The organism is Bdellovibrionales bacterium, from assembly GCA_016716765.1.
GTDB lineage: Bacteria > Bdellovibrionota > Bdellovibrionia > Bdellovibrionales > UBA1609 > JADJVA01.
This window is the reverse complement of the sequence record JADJVA010000025.1, coordinates 14,326-28,748: the sequence shown is the minus strand read 5'-3', so window position 1 is coordinate 28,748 and position 14,423 is coordinate 14,326. Positions and strand designations below refer to the sequence as shown.

The following is a 14,423-nucleotide window of genomic DNA, read 5'->3' as shown; positions in this document are numbered from 1 at the left end:
GGAAGGTAAGCTGAGAAAATGGGTATCAAAGAAGATAACAACCGTTTTCGTGAAATCGTGCGTGGTCGCATCAAACAGAATTTTAAGAAATATGTCACACAAGGCGAGATGACCGGACGTCGGGAACAGGAGTTGGTTAAGATACCAATTCCTCATATCGATATTCCACGATTTAAGTACGGTCCTAAGCAATCGGGAGGAATCGGTCAAGGGCAAGGTCAAGCCGGCGAAAAGGTGGATGGGGATCAGTTGGGAGCAGGAGCTGCTGGCGAAAATCCAGGGGAACATTTCCTTGAGGTTGAAATTCGAATTGAAGAGCTGGCTGACATTTTGGGTGAGGAGCTAGAGTTGCCCCGTATTGAACCCAAGGGCAATAAAAACACAGATGTCACTTCGTTAAGGTATACGGGTAGATCGCCTGTGGGTCCTGAAGGGCTTCGTCATTTCAAGGCATCTTACAAGGAAGCCTTGAAACGATCATTGTCAAGCGGCACCTACGATCCTTTGGAGCCTTTTGTAGTGCCGATCCGGCGTGATATGCGTTACAAGACTTTTCGCAAGGTCATAAAGCCTCAGGCCAATGCGGTTGTCATTTATATGATGGATGTTTCCGGTTCGATGGGAGATGAGCAAAAGGACATCGTTCGGATGGAGAGCTTCTGGATTAATGCTTGGCTCAAGCGAAATTACAAAGGTTTGGAAACTCGTTTTATCATTCATGATGCTGCAGCGAAAGAAGTGGATGAGAAATCTTTTTTAGTACGAGCGAATCAGGAGGCACACTGATTAGTTCCGCATATCGACTTTGTCAGCAGATAATTGAAGCTGATTACCCAGTGGAACATTGGAATATTTATCCATTTCATTTTAGCGACGGAGACAATTGGAGCGGGGAGGACACGAGAGCATGTCTGGCGCTTCTCCAAAAATTTTTTTTCCCCAAGGTGAATATGTTTGGATATGGCCAGGTGGAGAGCAAGTATGGAAGCGGACAGTTTCTGAAGGATCTCGAAAAGGCTTTTCCAGCTGAAGACAAATTGGTGATCAGTAAGATTGAGAGCAAGGATAAGATTCTACAGTCAATTAAGGACTTTTTGGGAAAAGGGAAATAGCTAATGGCTAATATTACCCCTGAATTGGAAAGAGAGCGGCAACGAATTTGCAAAATTGCAAAGGACGTCGGCCTTGATTTTTTCGAAACAATATTTGAATTGGTCACTTATGACCAAATGAATCAAATTGCCGCATACGGAGGTTTTCCAGTCAGATATCCACACTGGCGGTTTGGAATGGAGTATGAACAGCTCGCAAAGGGTTATGAGTACGGCTTATCGAAAATTTATGAGCTGGTTATCAACAACGACCCTTGTTATGCCTACTTGATGGAGGGAAATGAGTTTGTCGATCAGAAGTTGGTGATGGCTCATGTTTTTGGTCACTGCGATTTTTTTAAAAATAACCAATGGTTTGCTCCGACAAATCGCAAGATGATGGATACAATGGCCAACCATGGCACTCGAATTCGTCGTTATATGGACCGCCATGGCATAGACACAGTTGAAGACTTCATCGATGTTTGCCTCAGTCTCGAGAACTTGATCGATAGGCACAGTCCTTACCGATTGAGAAATTCGAGTGGAACGGAAAGCGAACAGCCTTCTGGTCCAAATGAATCGGGAGGTTCTCGATTTACTGTTCACCGTGATTACATGGAGAAATATATTAATCCTCCAGAAATCATGGCAGAAGAGGCAAAAGAAAGAATGGAGAGAGCTAAGTTTGAGCATCGCCATTTCCCTCCGGAGCCTGTTCGCGATATCCTTAACTTTTTGATTCATTACGCACCGCTGGAATCTTGGCAGCAAGATGTGATGTCGATCATTCGGGAGGAGTCCTACTACTTTGTGCCTCAGGGGATGACCAAAATTATGAATGAGGGTTGGGCTTCCTATTGGCACTCTCGCTTAATGACAGAGAGGATAGCTACGGATTCTGAGATCATTGATTTTGCGGATCGGCACAGTGGGACGATGGCGATGTCGCCATCAGGATTTAATCCATATAAAGTCGGCATAGAATTGTTTCGAGATATAGAGGAGCGTTGGAATAAGGGCCAATATGGAAAGCAGTGGGAAGAGTGCCAAGAAATGGATGCCCGTAAGAATTGGGATACAAAAGAGTGCAAGGGTCGGGAAAAAATTTTCCAGATTCGTCGAAACTACAATGACGTCACGTTTATTGATGAATATTTGACAGAAGATTTCTGTGTTCGAAATCGCATGTTTGTTTACAAATTCAATAAACGTACGGGACAGTTTGAAGTAGATACTCGAGATTTCAAGGCGATAAAATCAAAGCTCTTGTTTCAGTTGACGAACTTCGGTCAGCCTATCATCAATATAGTCGATGCTAATTTTGAGAATCGCGGTGAGCTGCTTTTAACTCATTCATATGAAGGCGTAGAGATGCAGCCTGATTATATGCAGGCCACAATGAAAAACATGTTTACGGTCTGGCGGAGGCCTATCAATGTCGCTACAGTTCTGGATAGTGAACGTCGCGTTGTGAAATTCGATGGAAAGGAATTCAAAACAATACTGCTCTCAGATTTACCTGTCGGCGAAGCCAATGAAGATTCAGATGCCAAAAAGGCCTAAGATCTAATCCTCTTCGTTGCCGCGATTCTTCAAATGATCGTCATCGTCGTCGTCATCATCAGAGCTGCTGGCTCTGGCAAGACGGTCAATGTCTTCAGTTCGATCTGCCTCAATTTTGAAGAGCCAGCCATCGCCATAGCAATCTTCAAGAATGAGAGAGGGGTTTTCAATGACGGCATCATTGAGTTCAACCACTCGTCCTTTTAAGGGCGAGTACAGATTTAAAGGCCCCTGGTCTGTTTCCAGCTCACCACAAATGCCATCCGGGCTGACAATTTCACCTTCCTCAGGAAGGACAATACTCAAAATTTCCGAAAACTCATCGAGACCGGCCTCGTTAATTCCAATAGAAATAATGCCGTCTTCTTCAGCCTGAATCCACTCATATCCCATGTAAGTAATTACATCATCCATATGTCATCTACCCTGTCTCGATTCGCGTTATTTAAACTCAAAGAAGAGACTAGCAAAGGTCTTCATATCTGCCAAAAGAAAAACCGACTCTTTGAGAAGTCGGCCTTTTCTTTTGTGGCAAAAAGCTCCACTATGGAACAGGTTGTATGATCCTATAGATCGTAATACAGATAGAATTCAAAAGGAGAAGGCCTCTGCAAAGAGGGAATAATCTCTCTTTCGTATTTGTAATCAATCCAAGTCTGAATCAAATCCTTGCTAAAAACATCACCCTTAAGAAGAAAATCCATGTCCTCTTGAAGAGCTTTGAGGGATCGGTCAAGTGTCGCTGGAACGCTTGGGACCTTCGCCGCTTCCTCTGGTGGCAATCCATAGATATCTTTGTCTAGAGGGTCTCCAGGATGAATTTTATTCATAACTCCATCGAGGCCAGCCATAAGGATTGCGGACATCGCAAAATAGACATTGCAGCTTGGATCTGGTGTTCTAAATTCCAAGCGTTTTGCCTTGGGGTTAGGTCCTGAGTTGGGAATTCGGATTGCCGCAGAGCGATTGCGGAAACTATAAGCCAACTTTGTGGGTGCTTCAAATCCAGGTACGAGCCGTTTATAAGAGTTTGTTGTTGGGTTGGTAAATGCGCAGATTGCTGGAGCATGTTTCAAAATGCCCCCGATAAAATAGAGACCCATATCGCTAAGACCTGCATACTTGTCGCCCGCAAAAAGAGGCTCTCCGCCCTTCCAAAGAGAAACGTGAGTATGCATTCCGGATCCATTGTCCCCGTAAATTGGCTTTGGCATAAACGTGGCCGACTTTCCGTGACGACGGGCGACGTTCTTCACGATATATTTGAACCACTGCATTTTGTCGGCCATTTCGATCATCGAGTCATATCGAATATCAATTTCACCCTGACCAGCCGTTGCGACTTCATGGTGCTGTCTTTCAACGATCATTCCGCATTTTTCGAGTTCCAAACAGATTTCAGTGCGCAAGTCATGATGCGTGTCGGAGGGGAGAGCTGGAAAATAACCCTCTTTGTGACGTGGCTTATACCCGAGATTTCGACCTTCATCTCGACCCGAATTCCAGGTCGCCTCATCAGAGTCGACCTGATAGAACCCACCATAGGCAGTTTGTTCATAGCGAACGTCATCGAAGATAAAAAACTCAGCTTCAGGTCCAAAATATGCTGTGTCTGCAAGACCAGTTGATTTCAGGAAGGAGTTTGCCCGTTTTATGACGTTACGAGGATCTCGATCGTAGGGTTCTCCAGTTTCAGGAAGAACGACATCGCAAGTGAGCGAAAGAGTGGGAACTTGCATAAAGGGGTCAACAAGCGCAGTTGATGCGTCGGGCATGACGAGCATGTCGGATTCGTGAATATTGCGCCAACCACGAATCGAACTTCCGTCGAAGCCGAGTCCGTCTTCAAAAACCTCAACGGACAGCTCACCAATCGGAATGGTGAAGTGTTGCCACATTCCTGGCAGGTCAGTGAATTTAAAATCCACCATTTTACATCCACGCTCTTTTGCGAACTTTATGGCATCTGCTGGCTTCATTTTGTCTCCTTAGATTTAAACAGTTAATCAAATGTAACTAACTAGGTCATTCTTCATATTATGTGGCCATACGAATCGTGCTACAGGATGTCTGCGAACCTCCACAGTTCAGACAGCTTCCTCGTTTCTCTCGCCGGTTCTTATTCGTAAGGCGCCTTCAACAGGAAGGATAAAAATCTTTCCATCGCCAATTTTTCCAGTGTGAGCCGCTCGCTGAATCGTTTCAACCGCAGATTCAACAAGGGCATCGTTCAAAATAATTTCTAATTTAACTTTTGGGAGGAAATCCACGACATATTCTGCGCCCTTGTAGATTTCAGTTCTGCCCTTTTGTCGTCCGAATCCCTTGATTTCAGTTACGGAGACGCCTTCTATCCCAAGCTCGGATAGGGCTTCGACAACATCATCCAATTTGAAGGGCTTGATTATGGCCTCAATCTTTTTCATTATTCTCTCTAGGCGGGTTTGCGAGAACATACCAAAACAAATTCTTCAGTCAAACTGTAAATTACAAGTGATTAATGGTATTCCCGTTCCCTCAGGCCAAGCGCGGGGGAGCGGTTGGCGAAGGAAATCGAGCGAATCAATTTGGTAAAACTTTCGCGGCTAATTTTCGCTGCGATTAGGAGTGGCATGAAATACCCAGTGAATCTGTTTAATGTCGTGTTGATTCAACCTGAAATCCCTCAGAACACTGGCAATATTGGCAGAACCTGCGTGGGTTATCATTCCTCTCTTCATTTGGTAGGTCCCCTTGGATTCGAAATCTCAGATAGGCAGCTTAAAAGAGCGGGCCTGGATTACTGGCCCCATCTTGAATGGGCAGAGTATTCCCATTGGGGCGAATGGTGGGAGACAGTTTCGGATAAGTCGAGAGTGTTCTTTCTGTCGACGAAAGCAGAGAGGCCGATCTATGAGATTGAATTTCAGGTCGGAGACTGGCTGGTGTTTGGCTGCGAAACGAGAGGCTTGAAAGAAGAAATTATTACAACTTTTGCCTCCCAAACTTATCAAATTCCCATGCGTGGATCGATCAGGAGTCTAAATCTTGCAACCTCGGTAGCTGTGGTTCTTTACGAAGGGGTGAGGCAATTTGATTTCAAGTGATTCTGAGCTTTTTTTCGATGGAAAGCTGAGGCAATTGATTGACGCGCGAGGCGCCCTGTTGCCAGACCGAAAAATCTTTATGTACCCGATGTTGCCAATCTCCGACCTAGATAACATAATGGATCCCTGTTTATTATCAAACTTTAGGAATATGAGATGTTTGTAAAAACTTTATCGAGACTTTTTGGTACAAAACATGAGCGGGATATGAAGCTCCTTCAGCCGGTCGTCCAAGAAATCAATCGTTGGGAGCCTAAATTCAAGGCGATGTCCAATGATGACCTAAAGGCCATGACGCCTGCTTTTATTGAAAGAATCGCCAACGGAGAATCTCTGGATAGCGTTTTGCCCGAATCCTTTGCCGTTTGCCGTGAGGCTGCGAGCCGAGTCTTAGGCATGCGTCATTACGATGTGCAGTTGATAGGTGGCATGACCTTACATAAAGGGGCCATTGCGGAGATGAGAACGGGAGAGGGTAAAACCTTGGTGGCGACGCTACCTGTTTACCTTAATAGCCTGACAAAAAAAGGGGTTCACGTTGTCACCGTGAATGATTATTTGGCGAAGAGGGACGAAGAGTGGATGGGTCGCCTTTATAAATGGCTTGGCATGACGACCGGAACGATTGTTCACGATCTGGATGATCGGCAGAGGCAAGAAAGCTACGGTGCGGATATTACCTATGGTACAAATAACGAATTTGGATTTGACTATCTTCGCGACAATATGAAATTTGACCTACGTGACTATGTTCAGAGGGAGCTTAACTTTGCAATTGTTGACGAATGTGATTCTATTCTTATCGATGAGGCGAGAACCCCGCTGATTATTTCGGGACCCTCTGAAGACTCTACAGATAAATACTATGAGATAAATAAGATTATTCCTCATCTGAAATTAGACATTCATTTCACAATGGAAGAAAAATCGAAAACAGCTTCTCTGACAGAAGAGGGAAATAGTCGCGCTGAAGAAATGCTTGGTATTGATAATCTTTATGATCCACGTCACATCGCGCTCTTGCACCACATCTATCAGGGATTGAAAGCTTATCATCTCTATAAACTTGATGTCGATTATATGATTAAGGATGGAGAGGTTGTTATTGTTGATGAGTTTACTGGGAGACTGATGCCAGGAAGAAGGTGGAGCGATGGACTACACCAGGCAATAGAGGCAAAAGAGGGCGTTAGGGTGAAGAGCGAAAATCAAACTCTTGCGACGATTACGTTTCAGAACTACTTCCGAATGTACAATAAAATGGGGGGAATGACGGGAACTGCGGAAACTGAAGCTGTCGAGTTTAAAAAGATCTATAACCTTGATGTTTTCGTGATTCCAACAAATATGCCAATTTGTCGTCAAGATAAAGATGACGTGGTTTATAAAACCGAAACAGCAAAATTCAAGGCTATTGCTGAGGACATCAAAGAGAGAAATACAAAGGGTCAGCCTTGCCTTGTGGGGACAGTAAGTATTGAAAAATCTGAGAAGTTAAGTTCGGCCCTCAAGCGAATGGGCGTGACCCATAATGTTTTGAATGCCAAGCACCACGAGCGTGAGGCCGAAATTGTAGCCCAGGCAGGACGAAAGGGATCTATAACGATTGCGACGAATATGGCGGGTCGTGGGACTGATATTGTTTTGGGCGGAAATGCAGAGTTTTTGGCAAAACAGGGTGGATTGGTAGAGTCATCTGACCAGTACATAGAAACCTTAGCCAAGTATAAAGATTTGTGTGGAAGAGAAAGATCAGAAGTGGTTGGCGCCGGGGGATTGTACATTATTGGAACCGAAAGACATGAATCTCGGCGGATCGATAATCAGCTTCGGGGTCGCTCTGGCCGTCAAGGAGATCCTGGAGAATCCCGTTTTTATTTATCTCTCGAAGATAACTTGATGAGAATTTTTAATGGTGAACGAATTCAAAAAATAATGAATACCTTGAAGGTTCCAGAGGATGAGCCAATTGTTGCTGGCATGGTGACAAGGGCCATTGAGGGAGCGCAACGGAAAGTTGAAGGACATAATTTCGACATACGTAAACATCTTTTGGAATATGACGATGTTATGAATAAGCAGCGTCACGCAATTTACACGCAACGGCGAATGCTTTTGGCAGGAAAGAACATCGAGCGAACGGTTTTGGACTTCTTGGGCGAAGTCAGTTCTCAAATTCTAGATACCTTTGCCAATGAAAGAGTGAAGACCAGCGAATGGGATCTGGAGGGGCTAAATACTGCTTTGCGTCAGCAGTTTGGGGTTACCTTTGAAAAGGAACAGCTCGCGAACCTTCCGAGTGACACGCTGACAAATGTGGTCAGTGAGGCAGTAAAGGCTGTCTACGATCGACAGAAAATCCAGCTTGGTGAACATTTTGAGCAGATTGCCAAAATGATCTTGTTGCAGACAATAGATCACAAGTGGAAGGAGCATCTGCAGAGCATTGATCGCTTGAAAGAGGGGATTAATCTTCGCGCCTACGCGCAGAAAGATCCGGTCATCGAATACAAGAAAGAAGCCTTCACGGCATTTGAATCGATGAATGCAATGGTCATGGTGGAAACCATAGAGAAGTTACTGAAAATTCAGGTGGTTTCACCTGAATTGGCAGCTGAGGAGTTCTCTGAGGAACGTGCCCGTGATTTTAATGAGTCAGAATTTAGTTATGAGGGACCAAAAGAGGAAGCGATTGGAAGTTTTGGTGCGCCAACCGCGGGCGCAGGACTTCCTTTTGCACATCCTGACGAAGGTCGAGGTGGTCAACCACCTCGGGGGCAGGAGATGTTTCTGTCCCGTGGGGGTGACTCAAATGATTACCCAAAATTAAACCGTGCTCAGCGCCGCGAGGCGGAAAAGAAGAACAAGAAGAAGCTTAAATTTTAAAACCAAAGTAGGATGAGGGGAGCTGTTCCCTGGGATTGGCTTCGAGCGAGGATTGACTATGGCTGCCCTTTGTCCTGTATGCAATGGCTTTCTCGAAGAAGATTTTGGTCTTATGAGCTGTCCTTCATGTGGCGCGTCCCTGTTTTTGGAGATTGATGGCTCAGTTCGAAGTTATGATGAGCCTAGCAAAGAGGAAAATCCTCCATCTTTGAGGGAATCAGAAGGTCAAATTCAAGCCCTCGACTCAGAAGATATCAGCGAAGGCGGGGGGTCTATCGAGTTGGCCGACAAGATGGCCGTTGTCGAATTTTCTTTAGACGAAAACGTAGACGAAGGAATGCTGCTTGAAGAAAAAGGGCCCTATCATGATCTGCCGTTTGGCGTTAGCGAACAGACAGATGCTGATCACGTTGATGATCAGGAGTTTGAGGAATCACAAAAGGGTGAGGAATTAAGATTAGATCAGAATTTTTTGGATGGGGATCTCAGTCTAAATCAAGGAGAAGTTTACTCTGGCAGTGCAGTTGAAAATTCCAGTGCGAACCAGAATGGGTCAGTAGGGGGCTTATCCAACATGAATGAGCTGGCCGCTTATGGCAATTCTGAGGAGTCGATGGGCAGAGAGGGACCCCTTCGAGTACGAGTTGTCGTCGAAGGGATTGATTCGCCAGAGATACGTGAAGACGTGAGGGGTGCTTTGACGGACAGAAAATTTTTGTGGGATGTCGAGGGAATAATGCGAACGATTGACTCTGGCTGTTTGGTCATTGAAAGCTTAACACCTTTGAAAGCCGCTATTTTTATTGAGAGAATCAAGGGACTTCCTTTGGAAGTCCGTTGGGAACAATCCGCAATTAACAAGGCTTAAGGAGAGATATAAACCGGTGTTCTACCAAATGGTTATGTTTATTCTTGTTCTCTTGCGAGCGGATATGTCATTTTCCAAGACTGGCGGCAGTGAATACACAAAACTTTATTCGCAGAAGTCAAATCTTGAGCTGGAAATCTCGACTCATCAGAAAACCCTAGAGGGACTTATTCTTCGAAAGAATTCTTCTTCTGATGCTGGAACCAGAACTCAAACTGTCGAAGAAATATTGCGTGTGCATGCCGAATTACAGACATCAATTAACCAGTACAATCAAACTCTCAAGGATTTAACCTATCGGTTTCCTGAAAAGGGAAATGAATCAAAGCGGCAATACGCCCCGATGAAAAATCGGACGATTGATCAGATTGAGAAGGAAATGGGAATTGATGCTTCCCTCTCTGCCATCAAAGAGAAAATCGATAAAAAATATGCGCCCTTTCAGGGGCCAGACACACGACTATCAGGGGCCGGAGAGCCAAGCGGAAAGCGAACGCCATCTTCTCATCGCAAGGAAGGCATTCATAAGGAAGAGAGAATTCGATTGGTGAAATGAGCTTGAGTCAGAGTTGATCAGGGGGTACTATGCCCCAAATTTTCAAGGGTGTGTCTAAATGCGTGAGAAGTTAATTCAGTTTTGGGAGTCCAATAAGGTTTTTGTAGGATTTCTTGTTTTTGTTGTTCTCTTTAGGGTGAGCATTGCTGATCAGTACCATGTTCCGAGCGGATCGATGGAACCCACAATTGCCATTGGTGATAGAATTTTCGTAAATAAACTAACCTATCAAGTAAAAGTCCCGTTCACGAACTTGGTTTTATTTAGGTTGGGTGAACCACTCAGGGGAGAAATCGTGGTTTTCGAAAAGCCTGGTGATCACACCGTGATGGTAAAGCGCCTGATCGGACTCCCAGGGGATTTTTTGGAAATTGAAGAAGGATTTATACGAGTCAATGGAGAGACATTCTTCCTGCCGGGAGAGGACCCTCGCGAACAATTGAAGTCTGCTCACAAAAATGGACTTGGCATGAAGTATCATGAGCTGATGTCCACCCATGAACACACGGTGCAGCGGCTGCCCTATCGGGAACAGTATGATACGATCAAATTTCGGGTGCCTGAGGATCATTTCTTTTTCATGGGGGACAATCGAGACAACAGCAACGACAGCAGGGCTTGGGGTACAGTTCCGCGTGATCTGCTAAAGGGAAGAGCGAGTCGCGTTCTGTACTCGATGATATTTGATGGATTCGTTCCTAAATTTAAATTTGAAAGGACGGGGAGAAATCTCTATCAGACCTCAGACGAAAACTTAGGAGAAGAGAAGCCAACAGGCATCAATTAATTCCGTCGCATTCCCTGTCTTTTATTGTAAATGGCGAGGTCTTCCACTTGATATTCATTTTTTGGGTGCCTTTTCTTCTTCTACAGAATCAAGATCAATAGGTCTCAAATTTTCGTTTTTTTGACGCGAAGAGTTTATTTTTTCCTCATACTCACGCATCGAGGAAACACTTTTTAGCTCCCTTTCCAAAGGAGTTTCTGGGCGGAATTGTTCGATTGCGATAACTCGTCCGTTCTCAAAGGACACCCCTTTGAGGATTTGTTCATCGCCATGAAAAAAGACAAAAACCCACTGATCCTGATCCTTAACACGAATAGTTTTCTGGGGTGAGCCCATGATCTCTACAACATCTGATTTCGACTGACCGACTTGAATCGTATCAAAGGCCATATGGGCTGGCGTTGAGCATCCTGCCGTTGAAAAAACAAATCCAATAAAGAGTAGCATCACTGAGAGCCATGCGCCGTGGCGAGCAACCATTTTAGACAGTCCTATTCATCATTATATCGAGGCGGGTGGGGCATCCCACGATGTCTGAGGAGAACGCCTCCCCTTTAGTCTAGTGCGCAGAATCAAAAATGGGGAGGGCAAATCTCATAATGAGTCAATTTGCTCAAATTAGGGCTTGATAGTGCCGTTTAAACGAATTCAGCGTAAAAATAATCGAAAATTCGTTCTTCATTAGCTTTGACTAAGCAGGGGGCACTGTGGTGTAAAGCGGTCCTTAACATATATCACAATAATTTCTCTAGGCCTGGGGGGAGTTGCTGGAATGCCAGAAAAGTCCACAGGAATGGCTGAAAGGCCTTATGATGCCTGTTCAACAACGTCGAGCTGAGATACTGGTAATTATTTACTTTTTTCTATTTATTTTGGTCGCAAGCCAGTTTTGAGGAGATTCAGCGAATCGATGAATTATAAGTTATGGTTCACAAGCGTTTTCAATCAAAATTTAGCCTTGCCCTCCTCTCTTCAGCGTCGGCGCTTTCTTTTTTCATAATTTTGGTTGCTTGCGATTACGCCCTTGTGCGTCCTCGTTCTGCGAAGACTGAGACAAAAAACGACTCAATATTGGGAAGCAATCCAGCTTCTGGTCAACGGCCTGGGAACATTCGCTAGAAATGCTTGGCCGCGGGAAAGAGGTCTTTTCGATGTATTGCGTTTCATGTCATGGAAAGGGCGGTCGTGGAGATGGACCTGGTGGGGCAGGGATTGTTCCGCCCCCGCTTGATTTGGTCGCCGGTCGATGGAGAAAAGGTGGCTCATCGAAAGAACTTTTCGTCACCATTTCTGAAGGGATTGACGGGACTTCGATGGGGTCTTATGGACATTTAGATAAGATTGATCGTTGGGCGCTCGTTCAATTTGTCAGGTCGATTACGGAAAGAAAATCAGTCGATAGTCTCTCCGACTTGGAGGATTTTGTGACAAAGCCCTATAAATAAGAAAAGTCTCGATTTAATCTTTCTTTTAAATGAGCAATATAACTGAGGTGAACAAATGAAATTGGGATCTCTTAAAAGTTCGAAGTTTCGAGATGGCGAATTGATTGTCGTGAGTAGAGATGGCAAACGCGGTGTGAAAGCGGTAGCAGTTGCTCCCTCTCTCCGAGAGGCTGTTGAGAATTGGAATGAATGCTATCCCAAGCTGAGAGTTCTTGAGGATTTGCTAAATAAGAACGATGTAAGTGGAGTATTTGAAATTGATGACAACCAAATGCACGCAGCGATGCCACGATCCTTTCAGTGGTTAGATGGTTCTGCTTTTATCAATCATGTTAAATTGCTTCGTCAGTCTAGAAATATGCCGTTGCCAGAGAATATGTTGACGGTTCCGCTTATGTATCAGGGCGGAAGCGACTGTTATCTTGCACCTCGGGAAGACATCCCTCAAATTGATTCCGGACACGGCACAGATTTTGAGGCTGAGGTTGCCGTGATTTTGGGTGATGTGCCAATGGGTGTGAGTGCTGAGGATGCACTTAAATATATTCTTTTGGTTGTTCTGGTAAACGACGTATCCTTAAGGGGGCTAGCCGTCGACGAAATGATTCATGGGCTCGGGTTTTTACAATGCAAGCCGAGTTCTACTCTGTCGCCTTTTGCTATAACTCCCGATGAATTGGGAAATGCTTGGGTGGGAGGTCGCGTTCATTTGCCTCTTCAAGTTGAATACAATGGAGAGTTTTTTGGACGAGCCGATGCGGGTCAAATGCATTTTCATTTTGGGCAACTGATTGCACATGCCGCTCGAACAAGAAACTTGACTGCGGGAACAATTATTGGGAGCGGGACGGTCTCGAACGAAGAAGAGGGGCGAGGATCAAGCTGTTTGGCTGAAAAAAGGATGCTAGAAAAGCTTCATGAAGGCATTTTTAAAACACCTTTTATGAAGGTTGGAGATTCTGTAAAGATTGAAATGAAGGACAAAAATGGCAATAGCCTCTTTGGAACAATCTTTCAGCGAGTTGCAAAGTGGGAAAAATAAAACACCGGTTCTCTTCGCTCTGGGTCCGCAGTTGTGGTTCTAGTTTATTTTTTTTGATGCATTCATATTCATAGCAACATAAGCATCAAGGGGTATTGAAATCAAACTATTGGGGTCTGCATCTGGCTTCATTTTTCCTACTGCCTCGGTAACCACTCCAGGCGTGAGATTTTCGCCAAGTGCTTTTATCCAAATCCGAGCCAAACGGAGACTGATCGTGACATTGTTTTTTAAGGCTCCCCACTGGACGCGCTTTGAGACTTGAGTGAGATATGATTTTTCGCCTCCCTCTGGTGATGGGAGGGAACGAACAGAAAGCATTTTGATAAGAATTGAGTTCTCACCTTCTCGGTAGATTCCATAGCGAATAATGGATTTGCCAACCGTGAAATCATAAACAATAGATCGCCTACTCTTCTGAATAATCTGGGAGGGCGGAGACTCCACAATCGTCGTGACCAGTGTGGGCTTTTGATCCGCACCTTGTCCAGGTGGTGGCCCGGCTGCTCCATTCGTAGGATCTTGGCTGGCTTCTTCAACATGGAGAAAGGAGACAGAACTGCATTCATCTTGCTTGGACGGAAACTCAATCCAGCCATTTTCAAATTCTTTGGCAAAGGGTAGGAGCGCATGAGGCTGAGATCGCTTAAGGAGATCGACCCCTACGGAGTCAATGCTGGTGGCTTTATCGTTCAATTCCAGCGATTTTGATTCAAAATTTGAAACAAAAAGGTCAACAGTAAAGACTTGAACAATACTTGTTCCAAGCTCGTGTAGATCTTTAATTGTTGCAGGCAAATCGAGGCAAATTTCTGTCCCATCTCCCTTGGTGCGGGAAGGAAAGGCTGTCTTCTGATTCACAGAAGTGACCTTCTGATGTTTGCTAATAATGGGCGTCTTATTTGTCTTACTTTGGCATCCGATTCCAGGGAGTCCGAGTAAACCAACAGCAACAAGGTTTGACACAAAAACTGAAAATCTCTTCATCAAGTGACCCTTCGAGTATAAGAACGTGGGGACCAATAAATTGTAGTATCAGCAACTGACGTGCCACAAAAGGGGGCAGTTATCAATGCCTTCGAAAGCGAATCATTGT

At 44.8% G+C, this 14,423-nt stretch carries 13 protein-coding genes and 1 pseudogene; 9 read left to right on the top strand and 5 right to left on the bottom strand.

Annotated features, from left to right (window positions below):
- Positions 1-18: 18 nt before the first annotated feature.
- Together IPL83_16475 and IPL83_16470 are read left to right on the top strand one after the other, a co-directional pair.
- Positions 19-1,112, top strand: a pseudogene (locus IPL83_16475) (DUF444 family protein).
- Between the two features lie 3 nt (positions 1,113-1,115).
- Positions 1,116-2,657 carry a SpoVR family protein gene (locus IPL83_16470; protein ID MBK9040721.1) on the top strand — a complete coding sequence of 514 codons (1,542 nt, stop codon included), beginning with the start codon at positions 1,116-1,118 and terminating at the stop codon, positions 2,655-2,657.
- Between the two features lie 3 nt (positions 2,658-2,660).
- Here the strand turns inward: IPL83_16470 and IPL83_16465 are convergent, their stop codons facing one another.
- The 3 genes from IPL83_16465 to IPL83_16455 all read right to left on the bottom strand — a co-directional run bounded on the left by IPL83_16465 (position 2,661) and on the right by IPL83_16455 (position 5,083).
- Positions 2,661-3,050: a glycine cleavage system protein H gene (locus tag IPL83_16465; GenBank protein ID MBK9040720.1), complete on the bottom strand. Its 390-nt coding sequence runs from the start codon at positions 3,048-3,050 to the stop codon at positions 2,661-2,663.
- 173 nt (positions 3,051-3,223) lie between these two features.
- A complete protein-coding gene (gene glnA / locus IPL83_16460) occupies positions 3,224-4,636 on the bottom strand; it encodes a type I glutamate--ammonia ligase (protein MBK9040719.1) in 1,413 nt (470 codons plus the stop codon).
- 108 nt (positions 4,637-4,744) lie between these two features.
- The gene (locus IPL83_16455; protein ID MBK9040718.1) at positions 4,745-5,083 is read right to left on the bottom strand and encodes a P-II family nitrogen regulator; all 339 of its coding nucleotides are present in this window, start codon (positions 5,081-5,083) and stop codon (positions 4,745-4,747) included.
- 186 nt (positions 5,084-5,269) lie between these two features.
- Between IPL83_16455 and IPL83_16450 the strand changes: the two genes are divergently transcribed.
- From IPL83_16450 to lepB, 5 genes are all read left to right on the top strand, one after another.
- Positions 5,270-5,743, top strand: coding sequence for a tRNA (cytidine(34)-2'-O)-methyltransferase (locus IPL83_16450; GenBank protein ID MBK9040717.1), 474 nt, complete (start codon positions 5,270-5,272; stop codon positions 5,741-5,743).
- Between the two features lie 156 nt (positions 5,744-5,899).
- Positions 5,900-8,629, top strand: a complete 2,730-nt coding sequence (gene secA, locus IPL83_16445; GenBank protein ID MBK9040716.1) for a preprotein translocase subunit SecA — start codon at positions 5,900-5,902, stop codon at positions 8,627-8,629.
- Positions 8,630-8,687: 58 nt separating this feature from the next.
- A complete protein-coding gene (locus IPL83_16440) occupies positions 8,688-9,497 on the top strand; it encodes a hypothetical protein (protein ID MBK9040715.1) in 810 nt (269 codons plus the stop codon).
- A 16-nt stretch (positions 9,498-9,513) separates the two neighbouring features.
- On the top strand, positions 9,514-10,053 hold the full coding sequence (locus IPL83_16435) for a hypothetical protein (GenBank protein MBK9040714.1): 540 nt from the start codon (positions 9,514-9,516) through the stop codon (positions 10,051-10,053).
- A 58-nt stretch (positions 10,054-10,111) separates the two neighbouring features.
- Positions 10,112-10,840 carry a signal peptidase I gene (gene lepB / locus IPL83_16430; GenBank protein ID MBK9040713.1) on the top strand — a complete coding sequence of 243 codons (729 nt, stop codon included), beginning with the start codon at positions 10,112-10,114 and terminating at the stop codon, positions 10,838-10,840.
- Between the two features lie 54 nt (positions 10,841-10,894).
- Here lepB and IPL83_16425 read toward each other — a convergent pair whose 3' ends face one another.
- A complete protein-coding gene (locus IPL83_16425; protein MBK9040712.1) occupies positions 10,895-11,320 on the bottom strand; it encodes a hypothetical protein in 426 nt (141 codons plus the stop codon).
- Between the two features lie 671 nt (positions 11,321-11,991).
- Between IPL83_16425 and IPL83_16420 the strand changes: the two genes are divergently transcribed.
- Together IPL83_16420 and IPL83_16415 are read left to right on the top strand one after the other, a co-directional pair.
- Positions 11,992-12,285, top strand: a complete 294-nt coding sequence (locus tag IPL83_16420) for a c-type cytochrome (GenBank protein ID MBK9040711.1) — start codon at positions 11,992-11,994, stop codon at positions 12,283-12,285.
- A gap of 55 nt (positions 12,286-12,340) precedes the next feature.
- Positions 12,341-13,327 carry a fumarylacetoacetate hydrolase family protein gene (locus IPL83_16415; protein ID MBK9040710.1) on the top strand — a complete coding sequence of 329 codons (987 nt, stop codon included), beginning with the start codon at positions 12,341-12,343 and terminating at the stop codon, positions 13,325-13,327.
- A gap of 39 nt (positions 13,328-13,366) precedes the next feature.
- Here IPL83_16415 and IPL83_16410 read toward each other — a convergent pair whose 3' ends face one another.
- A complete protein-coding gene (locus IPL83_16410) occupies positions 13,367-14,314 on the bottom strand; it encodes a hypothetical protein (protein MBK9040709.1) in 948 nt (315 codons plus the stop codon).
- Positions 14,315-14,423: the final 109 nt, after the last annotated feature.